Here is a 21,606-nt window from a genome sequence, read left to right on the forward strand (position 1 = left end):
CTGACCGCCATCCGATGGCGCGCAAGGGTGGTTGGTTGGCCCGGGCGGAGTCCACGCCCTCCGGGCGGATCTCGCCTACGCAGACTGGCCGCTGCATTCCTGTGCATTTAGGTGTCATTCGCTGGGGTAGCTGGACAGCCTTCTTCAGGCTGAGTGGCAGCCACCCCGAATTCACTCGACGCGAACGTAGCCTATGGTCACTTGGAAGTTAAGTGCCGCAAAAGGTTTGGAAGGTCTGGTTGAACGACTGTGGAGCGGGCGTGGTGTAGTCGGACCACTCGTCGCGGCGGTCGAACGGATGCGTGACGACCTCGAGCAGGTTCTCGAACGGAGCGAGGTCCCCGTCGGTCGCGGCGCGCAGAGCCGCATCGAGCTGATGATTGCGGGGGATGTACAGCGGGTTGACGCGGTCCATTGCGTTCGCGGTCTCCGCCGCCCCGCGCCCATGGTTGGTCAGGGCGCCGCGCCAGCGTTCCAGCCATGGCCCGATGTGCTCGCGCGGTACGAGGCCGTCGAGCGGCGTCGAGTTTCCGCGTAGTTCGTCCGCGAGAGCACGGAAGGTGCCCGTCCAGTCGGCACCGTGTTCCTCCAATAACGTCAGCAGGTCGTCGATCAGCGCTCGCTCGACGAGCGTGCCGGCCAAACCGAGCTTTGCCGCCATACCGGTCGCGTAGTGGCCGTCGTAACGCTCGTCGAAGGTGTCGAGGACCGCCGAGACCGCGGCGATCGCGTCATCCGGCGTGGAATCGATCAGGGTCAGTAGCGTTTCCGCGAGGCGCGCCAGATTCCACTTCAGGACAGCGGGCTGCTTGCCGAACGCATAGCGGCCGCCGTGGTCGATCGAACTGAACACTGCGGCCGGGTCGAACGCGTCGAGAAAGGCACACGGACCGTAGTCGATGGTCTGGCCCGAAATGGTCGTGTTGTCGGTATTCATCACCCCGTGCACGAAACCGGTGAGCATCCATTTCGCCACCAGGTAGGCCTGCGCCTCCACCACCGCCTCGAAGAACGTCAGGTAGCGATTTTTTTCACGCTCCGCCGGTAGTTCGGTCAGCTGCGGGTAGTGGCGGGCGATCGCGTAGTCGGCGAGCGGCTGCAAGACATCGCCCTGCCGCACCGCGTATTCAAAGGTGCCCACCCGCAGGTGACTGGCCGCGACCCGGGCGAGCACGGCACCGGGCTCGGCGCCGTATCGGCGAACGTGCTGGCCCGTCGCGACCACCGAGAGCGCACGCGTCGTGGGGATGCCCAGGGCGTACATGGCCTCACTGACCAGATATTCGCGCAGCATCGGGCCGACCACCGCGAACCCGTCGCCGCCCCGGGAGAATGGCGTGGGCCCCGAGCCCTTGAGGTGCAGATCGACCCGCTGCCCATCACTGTTCACCAGTTCGCCGAGCAGTAACGCCCGACCATCCCCGAGGAACGGTGCGTATCCGCCGAACTGATGGCCCGAATATGCCATCGCCACCGGCTTGGTCCCGGCGGGCGCCGTCGATCCGGACAGCACGCCGACTCCGTCCTCGCTTCGCAGTGCCCGGACTTCCAACCGCAGCGACGCCGCGAGCTGCTCGTTGAGCACCAGCAACGTGGGGTCCGGCGCATGCGCACCCTGCCAGGGGACCGTCAAGGCGCCCAGCTCGTCGGCAAAGGTGCTCTCGAGGCCGGCCACCGCTGTGTTCGTGCCCACCGTGGAGTTCGGGAATGCATTCATCATCCGAGGGTAACCACCGCACGGCCTGTCTCGCCGCTCACGACCAACAGAACGTCCGAAAACCAAGATGGTCGACCATCTGCCGCCGCCGCCCGTCGATGGCCGCATACAGAGCATGGTGGTGATCTCCGGCGGACTGGTCGGCGCCCTGCGCGGCCGCAACCGCTCTACCCGGGAGCGCTTCGAAAACTCTCGGCTACCCCGGCATCACGGGCGTTGATCCTCGAGGCCCTCGCTCGCCGACAGGTCACTTCGGCCTTCTTCGTGATGGATGTTGTGGCGGTCCCGATGGTTCTCAGGTCCGGCGAAACGCGGCGGGACGCTAATTCCGGAACGCGGTGACGCCTTCCTCGAAGTCGGGGGTGGCGAGTAGCTCGAGTTGCCCGTTTCGTTCCCGTGCGAATGCATGGTCGAGTTCGGTGAGTGTGGCGTCGTTGACGGCGTCTTTCGTCAGCGGAAGGCGTCGCCGGGGCCGTTCGTGAGCCGGCACGTGAGGTTCTCTACGGCAGAGTCGAATTCGCCGTCGGAGAAGACATCGGCGATGAGCCCGGCGGCAAGCGCTTCACGTGCCGGGAGTCGTTCTGCGACGAGAGCCATCTTCATGGCACGGGTGCGGCCGATCGACGCGGCGACGAGAGCGGTGGCTCCGCCGTCCGGCATGAGACCGACCTTGGTGAGCGCAACAAGGAAGTAGCTGGACTTCGTAGCGACAGTGAGGTCGCATGCGAGTGCCAGGGATCGCCGACACCCGCGATGGGTCCGTTGACTGCACCGACGACGGGACGGGGAAACGCGCGGATCGCGGCCACGGTTCGGTTTGCGGCATCGATGGTGGCCGCTGCCGGCCGGTCGTTCGTCGTCGTGGTCGACAGGTCGGCACCGGTGCAGAACGCGCCCCCGGCGCCGGTGAGGACGGCCGCGCGGACCGCCGAATCGCCGGCACGCGACTCGAGGGCGTCTGTGATCGCGTCGAGCGTTTCGATCCGCACTGCATTCATGCGCGCCGGCCGGTCGAGGGTGACACGGAGGAGGTCAGCGTCGAGGGCGGGTACGACGCCTGACGTCGAAGAATGCGATGTCATCCCGCAGCAGCGTCGACGAAGATGTCGATCGTCAACGGGGCGGTTCCACCATATGTCGTGAAATCGGTGATGCCGGCTTCGGTGAGAATTTCGACGTCGAGGAGGGTGCGACCGTTGTCGGTGCCTGCGGGACGGCCGAGCAGTTCGATCGCGGCGTCGGCCATGATCTCGGGGGAGCGGGAGTGCTCCAGGCTGTCGTGGCCGCCGAGCAGGTTCCCGACCGCTGCCGTCGCGATCATCGTCTGCGGCCACAGGCAGTTGCTGGAAATGGGTAGATTCGCGTGTTCGGCGGCGATGCCCAACGCCGCCAGCGTCATCCCGTACTTGGCCAGCATGTAGCCCGGATGGGCGCCCAGCCAGTGCTGCGACATGTTCAGTGGTGGTGAGAGTGTCAGTACGTGCGGGGCGGAGGATTTCTGCAGGTATGGAAGACACGCCTGGGTCAGGGCGAAAGTGCCGCGCACGTTGACCTGTTGCATCAGATCGAACCTCTTGAGCGGCAGGTCCTCGGTCTTCGAGACATCCAGCACGCTTGCGTTGTTGATGACGATGTCGATGCCGCCGAAGTTGTCGACGGCGGCATCGACGACCCGGGCGATGTCGTCATCGTTCCGGACGTCACCGACAACGGGTACGGCGTGTCCGCCCAGCTCGTTCAATTCTGCGACGGCGGTATGAATCGTCCCGGGCAGTCGAGGGTCGGGGGTATCGGTCTTGGCGAGCAGGACGACGTTTCCACCGCGGCCCGCGATCGCGCGCGCAATGGCAAGTCCGATACCACGACTTCCCCCGGACATGACGGCGGTTCTCCCGTGGAAGCTTGTGGTGTTCACTGTGATCCCTTCGTTGTGGACGCTGAGACGCCGTTCGCGCCTGTCGAACTGGACGGGATCGCTCGAAAACAACCCCGTACGACGGTGTCTCGGGGGCCGTGCGTCGCTCATCGAGCAGTCCGCAGGCGTTGGCCGAGCGCTCTTGACGATAGGAGAATCCTGTGATGGTGACCACGTCCGCGAAGCATCAAGAAACAGATGCCCTTTGTCCTGTCGGGACATGCTCGGTTCGTGCCAGTGGAGACCTGGACGGCGGGCTGGGCGGAAATGTGCAGGTAGAGATGCTGAGGATGGCGTTCCGGGTAAATCGTCATGCGCGGATGTCGACTGCTCTATTGTCTTCGCATGGCTTCACACGACGAGCGCGCCGCGCTGTTGGTCGCACGAATCGCGGGCTCGCTCAACCAGCGGCTGGTGACGTTGACCGCCGATATCACGGATGTGCTGTACAGCGAGATTCCCGATCTGCGTGCCGATCGGCAGCTGTTCGACCTACTCGGTGCCAGTGTCGAAGGAAACCTCTGCCCGAGTCGGTATGCGCGTACAAGCGCGTTGACGGGAACCCCTCCAACCTCCTCAAGCTGGTATTTGACGAGTTGGGTGGGGAAGCGGTCGAGCCGGAACTCGGTGTGCCGGTGCTCGAGCGCATCATCACCGTGATGTCGGTGTATATCGACAGGGTGTCGCAGCAGGTGGTCGAAGTCTACGAGCGTGAACGGGAGCGGTGGCTGGCCCACCAGAGCAGTGTTCGTGCCGTCCGAGTCCAGGAAATCCTGGCGGGCAACGAACGCCCGGACGCCGGGGCCAGCGCCGCCCTTAACTATGTTCTGCATCAGAATCACCTGGCGGCCATCATCTGGGTTCCCGATACCGGTTCGGGAGACATGCTGGCCAGAATCGAATCGGCGACGCACGACGTCGCAGGGTTCATGGGTGCAATGACCGATCCGTTGTTCGTGGCGGCCGACCGCGTCACCGGATGGGTATGGGTCCCGCTCGGTACGCGCGCGGCTCCCCGGCGAGGTTACGGTGAATTGCGCGATTTCCTCGAGGCCCGCCATCCGGGGCTGGTCATGGCCGTCGGCGGGGTCACCAACGGCCCGGAGGGATTCCGGCAGTCGTACACGCGTGCTCAGCGCGCACGAGCGCTCGCGATCGCTGCAGGAAAGAATGCCCCCGTCGTGACCGCGTACGACGAACCGGGAGTGTCGACAGTCGCACTGCTGATAGAGGACGTCGCGTCGACCCGGGCGTGGGTGCGCAGCGTCTTGCGTGGTCTGGCGGCCGACAATGAGAACGCCGCCCGCCTGCGCGAGACCGTACAGGTCTACCTCGCAAGCAACCTCAGCAATGTCGCCGCAGCGAAACAGATTGATCTGCACTATAATTCAGTGAAATATCGGGTGAAGCGGGCCGCGGAGGAACGGGGCGAAGACTTCACCGGGGATCGCCTCGCCGTCGAGCTCGCCCTGCTCGTGTGCCAATGGCTGGGACCTGTGGTCGTGACGCCGGATCAGGCGAAGGGGCGAGCCGACGGTCAAAGGAGTGGGTGGGCGGTAAGGGTGGGGTCGGTGACCGTCCGCGGCGGATCATCGGGATCGCTCACCGCGTCCTCGAGGGCGATGTAGTCGCCGAAGGACAATCCGGCTGCCGCCAGGAGGGCTGCGTACAGTCGATCCAGCATCGTTCCTCAGTTCGTGTGCGTCGTGGAGTGGGTCGCGCGCCCGGCACCGCAGGATCGCTGCGGTGCCGGGAAACGCTGTCGGGTAGGGGAATCGTCCCTCAAATCGTACTGGTGCGGAGCACGCGCTGGGCTCCGTGCCGGTACTGATGAGGATGACGTGGCGCGTCACGCTCGCAGTGCCCGGAAGTGTTCCTCCCGGCGCGACGACGCATGACCGCGGCGCCGATCCCTTCCAAGGGCGGGATTGTCGTTGCCAGCGCACGTGCCAGCCGCATGGCCTCCGGCAGTACCTCATGTGGATGGACGACCCTGTCGATCATTCCGCAACGCAGTGCCGTCTCCGGCTCGAGCGCGTCGCCAAGGAACACCGACCTGGCCTGGAGTCGACCGCCGAGTGCCCTCGCGTCGGGATCGCAGTCCGCATATCGTCCTATTCCCCGCGACCCGAGCGAGGCGTGAGAACTGACGATGGCTGCGTCACACGCCAAGATGAGATCGAGGCCTCCACCCGAGGACGAACCGTTCACGGCTGCAATCAGCGGTTTGCCGATGTCATGTCGGACGAAGCCGCCGAACCCCCATTCCGGGTGTCCGGGTGCGTCGATGCTGTGCCCGGCGGTCAGGGCGGCCAGATCCGCACCGGCACAGAAGGTATCTCCCGCACCTGTGAGGATTCCGACCCGAAGGTCGGGAGAGTGGGCCAGTGTTTCCATTGCCGCGCCGACCGCGGCGGAGACGTCCGAGTTGACGACGTTGCGGACCTCGGGACGATTGAGGGTTATCACTGCGATCGGACCGTGCCGCTCCAGGAACGCCGCACCACGGCGATTCCGTTTCCCAGACCTCTCCACGGTCACAGCACATCGCCGCCGTGTCTGCGCAGGTGGCGCAGTGCGGATTGGGCGGCGTTGAATCCGCTCATCCCGTGGGCGCCGGCTCCCGGCGGCGTGGACGCCGAGCACAGATAGGTTCCCGGTACCCCGGTGCTGTACGGGTCGAGGGCGATGCGCGGACGCAGCACCACCTGGGTTTCGCTGTTGGCTCCGCCGATGATGTCACCGCCGATGTAGTTGGCGTTCGACTCGGCGAGCTTCACGGGCCCACTGCTGACCGTGGCGACGATGCGGTCCCGGAACCCGGGCGCGAACCGTTCGATCTACGCGGTGATCGCCTCCGTCGCGTCGCCCGTGTAGCCGTGCGGGACATGGGCGTACGCGTAGAGCGGATGCAGGGTTCCTTTCGACCGTCCGGGGTCGGCGAGGTACTGCTGTCCGACGAGGACGAACGGCCGCTGCGGCATCTTCCCCGTCGCGACGTCGCGTTCGGCGTCGGCGATCTCGGCGAAATTCCCGCCCAGGTGGACGGTTCCGGCGCGGCCGCAGTCCGGGTTGCGCCAGAGCACGCCGCCCTCGACGGCGAAGTCGACCTTGAATGCCGCCGGTCCGTGCTTGAACCGCCGGTACGCGCGCGCGACCCGGTCGGGCAGGCGAGCGCCCAGGATGCCGAGCGCGGCGGACGGCGCGACGTCCAGCAGGACGACGTCGGCGGGCGGAAGTTCGTTCCAATCGCGGACGTGGACACCGGTGGTGATCTTGCCGCCCCGGTCGGTGAGCAGGGCGGCGAGTGCGCCGGTGATCGACTGCGATCCGCCCTCGGCGACCGGCCAGCCGTAGCGGTGCCCGGCGGCGACGATCATCATCCCGACCGCGGACGTCGCGGGCCGGTCCAGGCGGTAGTAGGCGTGCGCGGCGGCGCCGCCGAACAGTGCGCGGGCCTTGTCGGTGCGCCACCAGCGGGCCGTCACCGCGGCCGGCAGCAGGGCCCGGGGTCCGAAGCCGGCGAGCCGCAGCGGATGCCGGGGCACGTTCGCGATCGGACGCATGAGGTCGGCGGCCAGGTCGTCGAATCCGTCGGCGAGTCCGCCGAACATGCGCTGCCAGCGGGCGCCGTCCTCGCCGAGTCCGGCGGCGGTGGCCGCGATCGACCGGTGCAGCAACCCCGCCTCACCGGAGTCGAGGGGTGGGCGCAGTCGATCTCCGGCCACTTCCACGTCAACCCGTACCGGCCGAGGTCGAGGGTCTGCAGATACGGCGACCCGGCACCCATCGGGTGGAACGCCGAGCACTCGTCGTGCAGCAGTCCCGGGACGGTGAGTTCGCCGGAGCGGGTGCCGCCGCCGATGGTGTCGGCGGCCTCGAGGACCTGGACGTCGACGCCGTGCCGGGCGAGGTGGACCGCGGCGGCGAGCCCGTTGGGCCCGCTGCCGACCACGACTGCGGTGGTCACCGCAGCACTCCGCTGCCCTCGTCACCATGGAGGGACGAATTGGTGGCGTGCTTGCTGCGCATCCTCGGTTCCGACAGCGAGCCGGGATCGGTGATCGCCCGGTCGGCGTCGATGTCCAACGTCCACCGCACATCGAACGGGATGGGACCGTTCGGCAGCCACGGCTGTTCGGCGATGGCGTCGGACACCTTGTAGGTGCCTCGCTCGATGACACCGAGGGCGACGTCGATCACCTTGTACTCCTGAATGCCCTTGTGGATGGGCTGCGATTCGATCCACGCGATCAGGAACTCTCCAGGCGCGAAGTTGCAGGGCCGCTGAATGGCAGCAATGAGGTGCTCGTTGTGCAAGTGGCCGTCACCGAAGTTGAACGCCACCAGTGAGTTGCAGCTGAACTCGGCCTCCCGGAGGGAGTAGGTGTCGATGTCGTCCCGAGATGCCGACTCATCAGCGACAACAGGGCGCGGCCCTGGCTGTGCATCGACCTCCAGCCGAGCAGCTGGTGCATCACGACGTCGGCGACCTCGGCCGGATACGTCGCCAGCAACTGGGTGCGGGTGTTCTGACTGGGCCGCGTGATGAACTCGTCCAGCTTGTCCTCCGCACCCGGTGCGAATGCCCAGGTCGCCGAGGCCCAGTTTCCTGCGTACTGCCGCATCGAGGGCAGGAACGACACGAGGTCGGGGCGCAGATTGCCGAGGATGGGGAAGAACACCAGCGCGGCGACGATCGCGGCGAGCAGCAGCGGTGAGGAGACGTCCCCCAGCCCGAAGCCGGCGGCGTTCGGGAAACCGAGGAACAGGAATACTGCCGCATACGCGAACAGCAGGTTCCATTCGAGGGGGACCGCGAGCGGGAACGTGGACAGGATGAACAGGTGGAACGCCACCATCAACGCAACCGCGAGCAGGGTGATGGTGCCATTCGTGGTGAACAGCAACACCAGTGGAGTGACCACCTCGACGACGGTGCCCAGGACGTGGGCGACGCCGCCGGCGACGATGGACGGCCGCAGGTCGTTCGGGAAGCTGCGGTAGTGGGCGCGCTTGATCGTCTTCGACGGCAACCAGAGGGTGTTGGACAGCATCGGCGGCACGACCATCGAGAAGTGGTGGCCGAGCTTCGAGATGCCGGCGCCGACCCACACCGACACGATGAGCAGCTTCAGCGCGACGATCATGTCCACGAACGGAAGGACACCGAAGAAGACAATGGCCGGGAAGTACTGCTCGCCGCGGGCGGCGATGAAAATGACCTTGTCACGCAGCCCGATCACGATCAGCAGCGCGATCAGCGGCAACAGAAGTGTGGGGTTCACCAGGCCGTGGTTGCCGGGCAACGCCGCGTCGACAGACGGTGTGTGCACCCCGGCAAATCCGAGCGCGAGGACGATGTTGACCAGGATTGCGGCGTAGACGAGGACGTCGAAGACGGTGCGAGTGTCGCCTGATGTCAGCGGCACCTTCCCTGGCCAGGGTGGCAGGCGAATGGTTCCCGGCCGGAGCCAGAACAGCGCGCCGCCCATCATCGGTTTGAAGTGGCCGGCGAGCGGACCCCAGGAACCGCCCAGGCCGAGGGTCTCGACGAGCAGCGTCCACAGGATGAGCTTCTGGTAGACGATGGGTGCGTTCCACCACGCGCCGACGTCGAGCACGTTGTATCCGGACGTGAATGTCGCGATCGACAGTCCGGCGGCGATGTACAGGACGAGCAGCTTGAGAATGTAGATGGTGTGCACCATCTTCGGGGTGCCGAAGCCGTAGTCGACCCAGTGGGTCGACATGGCTCGGATCCGGTCGAAGAAGGGGCGGTCGAGGAATGTTGCGGGGTCTACTTCGGGGAAGTTCCCGGTTGAATCCCATCGGATGCTCCTGGATAGGGCGGGTGGAGGGTAGGTGTCATCGCCTCGGGGGTGTCCCGAGTTGCGGCAGGGTGTTGTGGTGAGCGGTGAGAGCCTGTTGCTCATCCCCTCGTGGCGGCGGGTTGCGGCGGTGACGGCTGCGCAGTCCCGGCTTGTCGATCTTGCCGACGGGGTTGCGCGGCAAGGCGTCGACGATGTGTATGGCCACGGGCAGTTTCACTTTCGTGAGCCGGTCGCGCAGGTGCTCGGTGAGCTGGTCCTCGGTGACCGGACTGTCGGGGTAGGTGACGACGTAGGCGACGGGCACCTCGCCATACACGTCGTGGGGCGCTCCCACCACGGCCGCCTCGAGTACGCCGTCGTGAGTGGCGAGTGCGTTTTCGATCTCCTTGGGGTAGATGTTCTCGCCGCCCCGGATGATCATGTCCTTGATGCGGTCGACGAGGGTGAGGTAGCCGTCCTCGTCGAGTCGGCCGACGTCGCCGGTGTGGAGCCATCCGTCGACAATCGTCCGGTCGGTCTCCTCGGGACGCCCCAGATAGCCGTGCATCACGTTGGCGCCGCGGACGACGACCTCGCCGACCGCTCCAGGGGGGAGCAGAGCGCCGGAATCGTCCATGATCGCGAGGGTCTGCCCCGGCAGTGCGGGCCCCACGGAGCCGAGTTTCCGGACGCCGGCAGGCGGGTTGCACGCCGATGCGCAGGTGCCCTCGGTGAGCCCGTACCCTTCGACGATCACCAGGCCGAAGCGTTGTTCGGCGCGGTCGAGTAGTTCCTTGGAGATCGGCGCGGCGCCGCAGACGGCGAACCGCAACGAGGACGTGTCGGTGACAATCTCCTCGGGTTGCGACGCGAGCAGTGCATAGATTGTCGGGACCGCGGAGAAGTAGGTCGGCCGCAGCCGGGCGACGTCGTCGAAGAATCGGGCCGGAGAAAAACGTCCGGTGACGCTCAGTTGCCCTCCCGCCAGCATCGGCGCGAGAAAGCTGACACAGATCGCGTTGACGTGGAACAGCGGCAGGACGAGTGGGCAGTGGTCATCGGTGGTCAGTGAAAGGTGCTCGGCCAGAGAAGAACTCATGAACTGCAGGTTGTCGTGGGTGAGCATGACTCCCTTGGGGTGCCCCGTCGACCCCGACGTGTAGATCAGTAGTGCGACGTCACTTCCCGCCGGGCGGAGGCCTGGGGTCGGCCCCGAAGGCTGAGATGCGGCCATCTCGTCGACCGCGATCGACGGACGACCGGCGGTAGGGGCGTCAGGTCCCTCGTTCACGACGAGGACGGCGCCGGTGTCGGCGATCTGGTACTCCGCTTCCACGGCGGTGAAGGTGGGATTGACCGGTGTCGCGGCCGCGCCGAGTCGCCAGGCCGCCATCAGCACGACGAGCAGCTCCACCCGGTTCGGCAGCATCACCGCGACGACGTCACCCTTGCCGACCCCGTGTTCGCTCAGTTGTGCCGCGAACGCATCCACGCGATCGGCGAACTGCCGGTACGTGAGGTCGAGGTGGTCGTCGCGCAGGCACGGTGCGTCACCGTGCTCGGTCGCGAGGTCCCAGGTGAAATAGCCGATGTCGGACACTGTTTCGATCCCCTACACTTTGCCGTGTGATCCACGACACTATGCGGGGAGAGTGTGGTCCGAAATATTCCGCCGGGCTCGAGTTCGCCCCGGTCTTTGTCCGCGGCGGACAGTGCGGACTGCTACGTGGCGGCGGGCACCCACCGTGGGTCGCGGCCGGTCAGGCCGAGCAGTTGTTCGAGCAGTGGCGCGGAGTCTGGAACGCTCACCGGTGGCCCGAACAGTCCAGGTGTGCCGTGGGGGTTCTGGTCGGCTGACGACTTCGCGAACTCGTATGCGGCGCCGAGTAGTTCCGGTGTGCAGTGGAAGTTCTGGCCGGTGGCGACGGCGAGGTCCCAGCCGTGCACGACGATCTCGTCCACCGCGACCGCGCCCGCGATGTCGGCCGGTAGGTCGAGTCCGCCTGCCTGGGTCATCCCGTGCCATGCCGGCTCCTCGCGCCAAGCTCCGGCCAGGGCGGCCAGACGCTGCGGGATCCGGGTGCGCCAGTCGGTGCCGAGGCGAGCAGCGTCGGCGGAGGGCGGTTGGCTGCCCCCGGCCGGCGGGGTCTTCGTCGCGGCGGCGGTGAACGCGAGTGACAGCCCGTCGATGTGGTCGAGGAGATCACCGACCGTGAGCTCCGGGCACGGTGTCGGTGCGGTGAGTTGGTCGTCGCGCACGGACTCGACGAGAGCGGCCATCACGTCGGCGGCGGGTCGGAGATCGAACATCTTCAGCACTCCTCGCACGGTCACTGGAAGGTCGATGGAGGTCCTACGTTACGACGGGCTGCACCGGTCGAGGTCGGAATCCGGGTCATCGGCATGAGGGATCGAGCTCCCGGTGACCGTCCACGGCGGTGTTACCGGGAGGACTTGGCGAAGGGTCTGATGAAGAAGGCGGGGTCGGCGCGCGTGTTCGACACGCTTCTCGACGAGCAAGCGATCCTGGGACTCGCGCTGGGCGCGGGGGTGTCCGGGTTGTTGCCGATCCCGGAGATCCAGTACCTGGCGTATCTGCACAATGCCGCCGATCAGATCCGCGGGGAGGGTGCGACGTTGCAGTTCTTCTCCGACCGTCAGTACCGCAATCCGATGGTGGTGCGGGTCGCGGGGTACGGGTATCAGAAGGGGTTCGGTGGGCATTTCCACAACGACAATGCCGTCGCCGCGTTGCGTGACATCCCCGGCATCGTCGTGGCCTCCCCGGCTCGCCCCGACGACGCCGCGGCCATGATGCACACGTGCGCGGCGGCAGCGCGCACCGCGGGGGCGGTGTGTGTGTATCTGGAACCGATTGCGCTGTATCACACCCGGGATCTGTACGAGGACGGTGACGAGCAGTGGCTGGCCGCGTATCCGGATCCGGTGAAGCGGGCCGAGAACCATGTGCCGATCGGCTCCGCCCGCACGTACGGTGACGGCACCGACCTGACCATCGTCACGTTCGGCAACGGGGTCCGGATGAGCCTGCGGGTCGCGCGCCGGCTCGAGAAGGCGCACATCGCCGCGCGTGTGGTGGACATGCGGTGGCTCGCACCGCTGCCCGTGCACGACATCCTCCGAGAGGCGTACGCCACCGGCCGGGTGCTCGTCGTCGACGAAACCCGATCTTCCGGGGGCGTCGCGGAAGGAGTCGTCACCGCGCTGATCGACGAAGGTTTCACCGGCCGTCTCGCGCGAGTAGCCAGTGAGGACAGTTTCATCCCGCTCGGCGATGCCGCCCTCGAGGTCCTGCTCTCCGAAGACACCATCGAGGCCGCGGCGATCAAGTTGGCACAGGTGAGCTGATGGCATTGGTCGGGCCGGAATCCGGGGCGGACTCTCGCCGAGAGAGCGGCGCCAGTACACATGGTTCCACCCCTCGAGTAAGACTGGGACGTAACCTGTCCGAGCACGAACCGACACCGGGAGCAGTTGTGCCCACCTTCGATCCCGCACCGCAGGCTGCAGCGCGACGTGCCCAGGACTTCAACGGCATCGCAGTGTTCGACGCCAGCGAACACAACCTCGCCCACGTCGATGTGGTCATTCCCCGGGACTGCATCGTCGCGTTCACCGGAGTCTCGGGATCGGGCAAGTCGTCGTTGGCCTTCGGCACCATTTACGCCGAAGCGCAACGGCGGTTCCTCGAGTCCGTCACCCCGTACGCACGCCGGCTGATGGATCAGATCGGAGCGCCCAGGGTTGGGGACATCACCGGGCTTCCACCGGCGGTTGCCTTGCAGCAGGCCCGCGGTCACACCTCCGCCCGATCGTCGGTCGGCACCCTCACCCATATCTCGAACGTGCTACGGATGCTGTTCTCCCGAGTCGGTACCTACCCGCCGGGTGCCCCCGTCCTCGACTCGAACGCGTTCTCGCCCAACACACCCGAAGGCGGATGCCCAGCCTGCCACGGACTCGGACGCACCCACGACGTCGATATCGATGCCCTGGTGCCGGACCCGAGCCGAAGTATCCGCGGCGGTGCCGTCGCCGCATGGCCCGGCGCCTGGCTGGGCAAGAACTACCGCGACATCCTCGACGCACTCGGTATCGACGTGGACCGCCCCTGGTCCGAGCTCCCGGAAGGCCAGCGTGAGTGGATCCTCACGACCGAGGAACAACCCACGGTCACGGTGTCACCCGTGCGCGACCCGGGCAAGATGGTGCGCGACTACCAGGGAACGTTCTCGAGCGCCCGCACCTACGTTCTGCACACCTACGCGACGACGAAGAGCGCAACCCAGCGGGCGAAGGTCGCCCGATATCTGGTGTCCCGGCCCTGCAGTGCCTGCAACGGCAAACGGCTGCGCCCCGAGGCGCTGGCCGTCCGGTTCGCCGGCCTCGACATAGCCGACGCCACGGAACTGTCACTGGCCGATCTGGCCTCGGTCCTCGACGCCGTCGTCGTATCCCGCGATTCCGCCGCAAGCGACGCCACCGAACGAGCATCCGCGGCGCTGGTAGACAACCTTCGCGGCCGCCTCGCGGGTCTGACCGAGCTCGGGCTGGGATACCTGAGTCTCGCCCGTTCGACCACCACTCTCTCGCCGGGCGAACTTCAGCGCCTGCGGCTGGCCACCCAGCTGCAATCGGGTCTGTTCGGAGTGTTGTACGTCCTCGACGAACCGTCCGCGGGCCTGCATCCCGCCGACACCGAGGCGCTGGTCACCGCCGTGCGGCGGCTACGCGCGGCAGGTAACTCCGTCTTCGTCATCGAACACAACCTCGACGTCGTCCGCGCGGCAGATTGGATCGTCGACGTCGGTCCCGGAGCCGGGGAGCACGGTGGGCGGGTGCTCTACAGCGGTGAGGTGGACGGTCTCGCGCACGTCCCCGAATCCGTGACTCGCCGATACCTTTTCGGAACCGCCGAGAGTTACCCCGAGCCCGGACCGCCGAGCAGGTGGATCGAACTCGCCGGCATCACGATGCACAACCTGCGGGATCTGACCGTGCGAATCCCGCTCGGGGTGCTCACCGCGGTCACGGGTGTGTCCGGATCGGGCAAATCCACACTGGTGAGCCGTGTGCTGACCGACGTCGTCGCCCAACACCTCGGCGTCGACAGAGAACCCGGCGCCGACACCGGGGGAGACGACGCCGACGACTCCACGGTCGTACTGGCCGAGGAGCGCGAGAAGAACGCCGAGCCGACGGTCGTGGCCGCTCACGGGCTGGGACACATCAACCGGTTGGTGCGCGTGGACCAGACCCCGATCGGGCGGACTCCGCGCTCGAATCTTGCCACCTACACCGGTCTCTTCGATGTGATCCGGAAACTCTTCGCCGCACACCCCGTTGCCCGTGAACGCGGATACAGTCCGGGCCGATTCTCATTCAATGTCAGTGGCGGCCGTTGCGAGGAATGCGAGGGAGCCGGTTCGATCACCATCGGTATGCTGTTTCTGCCCGAGGCCTCCGCACCGTGCCCGGCCTGCGCGGGCGCACGGTACAACGCGGAGACCCTCGAGGTCCTCGTCGACGGCCGGACGATCGCCGACGTCCTCGCGATGACGGTCGACGACGCCCGTGCTTTCCTGAGTCACGTCCCGGCGGCGGCGAAAAGCCTTGACATGCTTGTCGAAGTCGGTCTCGGATATCTGCGGCTCGGCCAATCCGCCACCACCCTGTCCGGCGGGGAGGCGCAACGCGTCAAACTCGCCAGCGAGCTGCAGCGCCTCCGATCCGGGCACACGCTATACGTACTCGACGAACCGACCACCGGATTGCACCCTGCCGACGTCGATCGCCTCATGGTGGTGTTGCGACGGCTCGTCGCGGCGGGAAATACCGTCGTACTCGTCGAACACGACATGCCGGTCATTGCCTCGGCGGACTGGATGATCGATCTCGGGCCCGGCGGGGGAGACAACGGCGGCCGGATCATCGCCTCGGGACCACCGACGGTCGTGGCCGAGACGGCCGGCTCCGCCACCGCCGCCTATCTCGCTCGACATCTCGCCGTGTGAGGGTGCGCATGTGAGCGACGAAGTCGGTATCCGGTTCGTGTGCTACCGGTTCAGTGGGCGTGGATTCCGTAGACGGTGACGACGAAGCTGTGTCCCTTGGCGGTGCAGGTGACGTCTCCCATGAACCCTGCGAGACAAGGTGGTTCCCCCGTGGGTGATCGTTTTCTGGTGCATGCTCTGGCTGGTGGCGACCTCGGAGATGTCGGGGTTGCCGCCGGGCAGGGTGAACGGGGTGCCGGGCGGGTAGGTGGGGTGAGAAGGTAGCCAGGGAAGGTCGATGACGACGTGCTGGACGGGTCCCAGCCACGGCAGTCCGAACTCGCCGAGGATCGGGAAGTCCATCGGCAATGGTTGTGGCAGATCGCATCCCACGCTGTCGTCGGGTGCGATCGAGCAGTTGAAGTTCCCCACACGGAAGTAGACGGGGTGGGGGAGTCTGCCTGCGCGGGTGTTGCGAACGCGAGGAGAGCGGCTGCTGTAGCCGTGAGCAGGCTGGTGGCTCGCTTCACTGAACGTTTCATACGAGGCATATACGCTGGGAACGGTGTGCGTTAGCTACTTCGACCTGAAAAACGAGGCGCCCCGGTGAGCATGATTCGGCCGTTCTCGGCCGGTCGTGATTGGGTTGGCCGCAATTCCCCCCGATCGGCGCCTTTCACGCTGCCAGGGTGCTGATCTTGACCAGGTTGTGCGCCAGGACCCCGTGGCCGACCCAGATCTTGGCGCCTTCGGTGCTGTCGATGCGGGTGCGGTCCCAGCCATATCCACGTTTGAGGGCGCTGATTCTGCCTTCGACTCCGGTGCGCCACTTGATTGTTCGTCGGAACGCCGGGCGGTGTTCCTCGGCTCGCCGGTCAGCTGAGGGTTTGCCCTTGCGGGGGATGACGACGTGGCGCACGCCGAGGTCACGGAGGTCGTCCTCGACGGCCTTCTCGCCGTAGCCGCGGTCGGCGGTGACCGTGCGGGGTGGCCGGCCGGCGCGTGTGCGGACCCGATCCACGGCTGGGGCCAGCTGGGGTGCGTCGGCCGGGTTGCCGCGTTCGACGTTGTGGTCCACGATCACGCCGTCGTCGCCTTCGACGAGCTGGGTCTTGTGGCCGAACTCGACCGGTTTGCCGAGCCGTCCCTTGGCGATGGGCCGGGCGTCGGGGTCGTGCAGGCTGACTCGCCGGGTGGCTCCGTCCGGGGTCTGCCCGGCCAGCCGCTGTCGGGTCTGCGCGGTGATCTGCCGGGTGGCGGTGACCAGGTCCTCGAGGTCGTCGATGGCGCGGGCCAGGCGTCCGCGCCGGCGGCCCGCGGCCCCGTCGTGCTCGCCCTGGGCCTTCCGGGCTGTGGCCTTGGTGCGTGCCCGGCGCAGCGCGTGTTTCGCGTTGGTCAGCAGCCGTTCGGCATCGGTGGCGGCGGTCTCGGCCAGGTCGGCCAGCTCCCCGGTGGTGCGCCGGACCGCCGCCAGGGCCTCGTCTCGGCCGGCGGCGCTGCGCGACCGCAGCTTGAAACCGATCGCGTGCGCACGCCTGCCCGCCGCACGGGATCGGTCCCGGACCGTGGTGCGTGTCGCTCCACCGGCGGCCTGGATCCGCTTGCCCGTGACCGCGATCCGTCGGATTGCCTTGGCCAACAAACCGGAGTCGGTGGGGTAGGACACGTTGCTGGGCACCACGGTGGTGTCGGCCCGCAACTTGGTGGTGCGCAGCACCTTGGCCTCGGTGGCCTTGGCCAGCAACGCCTCGTTCAGCCCGACCACCGCCGCCGCGCCACAGCGGGTGGTCAGCTTCATCAACGTCGTCGGGTGCGGCACCGACCCGTCCAAGGGGATCCGGCAGAACCGGCGCCAGGTGAACGAGTCGCTCACCTCGCGGCACAGGCTCTCGTAGCCGAGCCGGTAGCGGAACTTGAGGAACATCAGCCGCAGGTAGGTCTCCATCGGCGTCGACGGACGACCGATCCGCGGGTCGAAGTACGGAACGAACGGTGCGAAGAACGCCGGATCATCCAACAGCGCATCCACTCGCTCGAGCTCCGCGGGAAGCCGCAGCAACTCCTGCGGCAGCACCGACTCGAACAACGACGGTTGATCGCCTACGGTACGGAACACGATGGCCTCGATCCCTTCTAGCCCAACGGGTTGAGGCCATTGTTCCGGTTCAGGACTGGCTGATCACGTACCGCCACACCCCGACTTTTTCAGGTCGAAGTAGCTAGGCGTGGCATCGGATGCTCGAGAACTGACCCTGAGGAGCGAGAACGTCATGGCGACGGCAGGCGAGCAGACGTACGGACCGGACAGCATGCCGCGGTGTCGTCCAATACGTCATCCTGGGGGCGGGCTTGGACACCTTTGCCCAGCGTAGGCCGGGGATCGCCTCCCGCATCCGGGTATTCGAGGTCGACCAACCCGGCCCCCAAGCCTGGAAGCGGAACCGGTTGATCGAGCTGGGCTTCGGCGTTCCCGACTGGTTGCGGTTGGTGCCGGTCGACTTCGAGGCGAGCGATTTCTGGTCGGAGCAGCTGGCTGCAGCGGGCTTCGATTCTCGACTGCCTGCGGTCGTCGTCTCGACCGGCGTCACGATGTACCTCACGAAAGGCGCCACCGCGGCCACCCTGCGCCAGCTCGCCGGTCTCGCTGCCGGCTCGACGCTGGCGATGACGTTCCTACTGCCGACCGAACTTCTCAACGACGCCGATCGCCCCGGATTCCGGGCGTCCGAGAGCGGTGCGCGGGCGGCCGGAACACCGTTCGTCAGTTTCTACACCCCGCCGGAAATGCTGACCCTGGCCCGCGAGGCTGGGTTCGACGGCGCGAAGCATGTGGCGGGAACTTCATTCGCCGAGCGCTACTTCGCCGATCGATCCGACGGCCTGCGCCCGTCGAGTGGAGAAGACCTGTTGGTGGCCACTACCTGAGAGCTTTGTCATGTGACGGCACAGCTGGACATTTGTCTAGATGACAGGCGCGGCGCCGTCGGCTAGAAATGTTGAGGTATCGACAGTGACGTGACTCACATTTTGCGTCCGGACTGGATCGTCGGCACACCGGCGGGTCGGCGGTCGATGCACGAGAGCGAAGGAGCATCGCGGAATGATCGAGGACAGCACCGAACTACTGACTCCGACTCCCGGCCCGACACGCCTGATCCCTCATAGGCGTCCCGACGGACGTGAACTACTCGGCACGGCGAAGGGAATCCTGATCGCCGGTCGCGGCTGCAGTGACGCCCAGGCTTTCGACGAACTCCTCGACGTCGCCCGGCGTCATCATCTGACCGTCCTCGGCGCTGCCCGGAGCCTGGTAGACCTCGCCGCCGGACCCTCGCCCCGTCGGCGCTCGCCCGAAGCCGCCCGATTCGAAGAGTGGGAGCAGTTGGTCAACCAGCTTCCTCCCCGCCGACACGCGCAGGCGAGTTGACGCGACCCCTCACCGACGCCGGCAAGTAGCGGACCTCGACTGACGGGCGCGCCGGGAGGTCTGGCCTCAGCCGCGATTACGTGGTGGCCGGCGGTGCCAGCCGATCATGCGAGATCGGCTTCGGTGGCGCGTTGGACCCAGGCCGCGAATTTCTCGGAGCCCTCGCGGTCGGCCACGTACCGTCGAACGATCCGCTCGACGTAGTCGGGCACCTCGGTGGCTGGAAGCTTGTGGCCGCGCAATTTGCGCCCGAAGCTCGTAACCAGCCCGAGGCCGCCGCCGAGATGAACCTGGAATCCCTCGACCTGGTTGGAATCGTCATCGGTCACGATCATGCCCTTGAGGCCGATGTCGGCGACCTGGATGCGGGCGCACGAGTTGGGGCACCCATTGAGGTGCACTGTGATCGGGTGCTCGAGCTGATCCTGGACGTCGGCCAATCGCTTCTCGACGTCTGTGATGAGTGCGGCGGCTCGCGCCTTGGTCTCGACGATCCCGAACTTGCAGAATTCGATGCCCGTGCAGGCCATGGTGCTCCGTCGCCACGGTGACGGGCTCGACGGGAACCCGAGAGCGTCGAGACTCGATCGAAGTGAGCCGACCTGTTCGTCGGGCACATCGAGGATGACGAGTTTCTGCATCGGGGTGATGCGGACCCGCCGGGATCCGGATGCTTCCGCTGCTCGTGCCAAGTCGGTCAGCACGGTGCCGCCGACCCTGCCCACGACGGGTGCGATCCCGACGGCGTTGAGACCGTTCTTCTGACGCTGGATACCGACGTGATCGCGGGGTTCGTCGAGCGGTTCGGGTGCTGGTCCATCGAGCATTGCGCGTCCGAGGTATTCCTTTTCGAGCACGTTGCGGAACTTCTCGACACCCCAGTCCGAGACGAGGAACTTCAAGCGCGCCTTCGCCCGCAGTCGCCGATACCCGTAGTCGCGGAAGAGGGAGACGATTCCGATCCACACGTCGGGCACGTCTTCCAGTGGTACCCATGCGCCGAGGCGCTCGCCGATCCGCGGATTCGTCGACAGGCCGCCGCCGACCCAGACATCCAGTCCCGGGCCATGAACCGGATGGTCGACACCGATGAACGCCACATCGTTGATCTCGTGGACCACGTCTTGGAGGCCGGAGATGGCGGTTTTGAACTTGCGCGGCAGGTTGGAGTACTCGGGGTTTGCGATCAATCGGCGGGTGATCTCGTGCAGAGCGGGTGTGGCGTCGAGAACCTCGTCGACGGCAATGCCGGCCATCGGCGAGCCGAGGACCACGCGCGGGGTGTCGCCTGCGGATTCGGCGGTCGTGAGGCCTGCCCCTTCGAGTCGCCGCCAGATTTCGGGTAGGTCCTCGACCCTGATCCAGTGCAGCTGAATGTTCTGGCGGTCGGTGAGATCCGCGGTGTCGCGGGCGAACAGTCGGGAGACTTCACCGACGACGCCCAACTGTTCAGTGGTCAGTGCCCCTCCGTCGATGCGGATGCGGAGCATGAAGTGCTCGTCCTCGAGCTCTTCCGGCGGCAACGTGGCGGTTCGGCCGCCCTCGATGCCAGGTGCGCGCTGGGTGTAGAGCCCCCACCAGCGGAATCGGCTTCGCCGATCGGTCGGGTCGATGCCGGCGACGCCGGTACGGCAGTACACCTCTTCGATTCTCTTGCGCACGTTGAGGCCGTCGTCGTCCTGTTTGACCTGCTCGTTCACATTGAGTGGCTCACGGTCGCCCGGTGCCCATTGCCCCTCAGTGCGCGGGGTCTTCGCCTGCGCAGCGCGGGTCTTCGGTGTTGTCATCGGTGCTCCTGTCGAAACTGCGTGCCGAAACTGTAGCGTAGGCGAATAGATCGTGCATTAATTATATGTGCACACCCCGGTTGCCGACGACGTGAAGGATGAACCATGAGTAGAAGCAATTTTCTGGTCGACGCCGAATGGGTCGTCGAACACGGACACGACCCCGACGTCGTCCTCGTCGAGGTGGACGAGGACACCGCGCAGTACGAGGCGAACCACATCGACGGTGCCGTCCGGATCGACTGGAAGCGCGATCTTCAAGATCCGGTGCGCCGCGACGTCATCGATCGGCGATCGTTCGAGAAACTCCTGTCCGAGAGAGGCATCGCCAACGGCGACACGGTGATCCTGTACGGCGGGAACAACAACTGGTTCGCGGCCTACGCGTACTGGTACTTCAAGCTCTACGGCCACCGCGACGTCCGGCTGCTCGACGGCGGACGCAAGAAGTGGGAGCTCGACGGCCGGCCCTTGTCGAGCGAGAAGGTCACCCGGCCGGTCACCGACTACGTGGCGTCCGAGCCCGTGTCGGGAATCCGCGCGCACCGCGACGAGGTGATCGAGCAGATCGGGAACAAGAACATCGTCGACGTCCGGTCTCCCGCCGAATTCTCCGGGACGATCCTCGCTCCCGCGCAGTTCCCGCAGGAACAACCCCAGGTCCCGGGGCACGTCCCGACTGCGGTCAACGTGCCGTGGTCCAAGGCTGCCGCTGACGACGGCACCTTCCTCAGCGAGGACGAACTCCGCGCCCTGTACGGCGGCGCCGGCCTCGACGAGACGAAGGACATCATCGTCTACTGCCGGATCGGCGAAAGATCGGCGCACAGTTGGTTCGTTCTCCACGAACTGCTCGGCTACCCCGACGTTCGGAACTACGACGGCTCCTGGGTGGAGTACGGCTCGTTGGTCGGCGCCCCGGTCGAGCGGTAG

12 protein-coding genes and 5 pseudogenes are annotated in these 21,606 nt (G+C 66.5%); 6 read left to right on the top strand and 11 right to left on the bottom strand.

Features of this window, described 5'->3' with window-relative positions:
* Positions 1-208: 208 nt before the first annotated feature.
* The 3 genes and pseudogenes from GO592_RS11635 to GO592_RS11645 form a co-directional block, all read right to left on the bottom strand.
* Positions 209-1,720 carry a protein adenylyltransferase SelO gene (locus tag GO592_RS11635; RefSeq protein WP_007300620.1) on the bottom strand — a complete coding sequence of 504 codons (1,512 nt, stop codon included), beginning with the start codon at positions 1,718-1,720 and terminating at the stop codon, positions 209-211.
* 319 nt (positions 1,721-2,039) lie between these two features.
* A pseudogene (locus tag GO592_RS11640) lies at positions 2,040-2,799 on the bottom strand (enoyl-CoA hydratase-related protein).
* Positions 2,796-3,632 carry an SDR family oxidoreductase gene (locus GO592_RS11645; RefSeq protein ID WP_039952837.1) on the bottom strand — a complete coding sequence of 279 codons (837 nt, stop codon included), beginning with the start codon at positions 3,630-3,632 and terminating at the stop codon, positions 2,796-2,798. The pseudogene GO592_RS11640 and the gene GO592_RS11645 overlap by 4 nt, the downstream one beginning before the upstream one ends.
* A gap of 596 nt (positions 3,633-4,228) precedes the next feature.
* On the opposite strand from GO592_RS11645, the gene GO592_RS11650 reads away from it, so the two are divergent.
* The gene (locus GO592_RS11650; RefSeq protein ID WP_007300618.1) at positions 4,229-5,260 is read left to right on the top strand and encodes a PucR family transcriptional regulator; all 1,032 of its coding nucleotides are present in this window, start codon (positions 4,229-4,231) and stop codon (positions 5,258-5,260) included.
* A gap of 154 nt (positions 5,261-5,414) precedes the next feature.
* On the opposite strand, the gene GO592_RS11660 is transcribed toward GO592_RS11650, so the two are convergent.
* The 5 genes and pseudogenes from GO592_RS11660 to GO592_RS11680 form a co-directional block, all read right to left on the bottom strand.
* Entirely contained in the window at positions 5,415-6,167 is a 753-nt protein-coding gene (locus tag GO592_RS11660) for an enoyl-CoA hydratase/isomerase family protein (protein WP_237737201.1), read from the bottom strand.
* A 2-nt stretch (positions 6,168-6,169) separates the two neighbouring features.
* Positions 6,170-7,602 (bottom strand): annotated as a pseudogene (locus GO592_RS11665) (phytoene desaturase family protein).
* A pseudogene (locus GO592_RS11670) lies at positions 7,599-9,469 on the bottom strand (DUF3556 domain-containing protein). The pseudogenes GO592_RS11665 and GO592_RS11670 overlap by 4 nt, the downstream one beginning before the upstream one ends.
* A gap of 31 nt (positions 9,470-9,500) precedes the next feature.
* On the bottom strand, positions 9,501-11,045 hold the full coding sequence (locus GO592_RS11675; RefSeq protein WP_007297754.1) for a class I adenylate-forming enzyme family protein: 1,545 nt from the start codon (positions 11,043-11,045) through the stop codon (positions 9,501-9,503).
* 122 nt (positions 11,046-11,167) lie between these two features.
* Positions 11,168-11,755 (bottom strand): TIGR03086 family metal-binding protein, encoded by a 588-nt coding sequence (locus GO592_RS11680; protein ID WP_007297753.1) that lies wholly within the window; start codon positions 11,753-11,755, stop codon positions 11,168-11,170.
* Between the two features lie 144 nt (positions 11,756-11,899).
* Here GO592_RS11680 and GO592_RS11685 point away from each other — a divergent pair.
* Both GO592_RS11685 and GO592_RS11690 read left to right on the top strand, forming a co-directional pair.
* A pseudogene (locus tag GO592_RS11685) lies at positions 11,900-12,814 on the top strand (alpha-ketoacid dehydrogenase subunit beta); the annotation flags it as partial.
* Between the two features lie 128 nt (positions 12,815-12,942).
* Complete coding sequence (locus GO592_RS11690) at positions 12,943-15,480, top strand: excinuclease ABC subunit UvrA (RefSeq protein ID WP_007296667.1); 2,538 nt, start codon at positions 12,943-12,945, stop codon at positions 15,478-15,480.
* Positions 15,481-15,522: 42 nt separating this feature from the next.
* Here GO592_RS11690 and GO592_RS44300 read toward each other — a convergent pair whose 3' ends face one another.
* Together GO592_RS44300 and GO592_RS11700 are read right to left on the bottom strand one after the other, a co-directional pair.
* Positions 15,523-15,822 (bottom strand): hypothetical protein, encoded by a 300-nt coding sequence (locus GO592_RS44300; protein ID WP_237720380.1) that lies wholly within the window; start codon positions 15,820-15,822, stop codon positions 15,523-15,525.
* Between the two features lie 313 nt (positions 15,823-16,135).
* Positions 16,136-17,575 (bottom strand): ISNCY-like element ISRjo3 family transposase, encoded by a 1,440-nt coding sequence (locus GO592_RS11700; protein WP_011599295.1) that lies wholly within the window; start codon positions 17,573-17,575, stop codon positions 16,136-16,138.
* 185 nt (positions 17,576-17,760) lie between these two features.
* On the opposite strand from GO592_RS11700, the pseudogene GO592_RS11705 reads away from it, so the two are divergent.
* Together GO592_RS11705 and GO592_RS11710 are read left to right on the top strand one after the other, a co-directional pair.
* Positions 17,761-18,384: pseudogene (locus GO592_RS11705) on the top strand (class I SAM-dependent methyltransferase); the annotation flags it as partial.
* Positions 18,385-18,559: 175 nt separating this feature from the next.
* On the top strand, positions 18,560-18,886 hold the full coding sequence (locus tag GO592_RS11710; protein WP_172650843.1) for an ANTAR domain-containing protein: 327 nt from the start codon (positions 18,560-18,562) through the stop codon (positions 18,884-18,886).
* Positions 18,887-18,990: 104 nt separating this feature from the next.
* Here the strand turns inward: GO592_RS11710 and GO592_RS11715 are convergent, their stop codons facing one another.
* Positions 18,991-20,673: a nitrite/sulfite reductase gene (locus GO592_RS11715; protein ID WP_202715140.1), complete on the bottom strand. Its 1,683-nt coding sequence runs from the start codon at positions 20,671-20,673 to the stop codon at positions 18,991-18,993.
* Between the two features lie 105 nt (positions 20,674-20,778).
* Between GO592_RS11715 and GO592_RS11720 the strand changes: the two genes are divergently transcribed.
* Positions 20,779-21,606: a sulfurtransferase gene (locus GO592_RS11720; RefSeq protein WP_172650841.1), complete on the top strand. Its 828-nt coding sequence runs from the start codon at positions 20,779-20,781 to the stop codon at positions 21,604-21,606.

This window comes from Rhodococcus sp. 21391, assembly GCF_016772255.1.
Taxonomy (GTDB): domain Bacteria; phylum Actinomycetota; class Actinomycetes; order Mycobacteriales; family Mycobacteriaceae; genus Rhodococcus_F; species Rhodococcus_F opacus.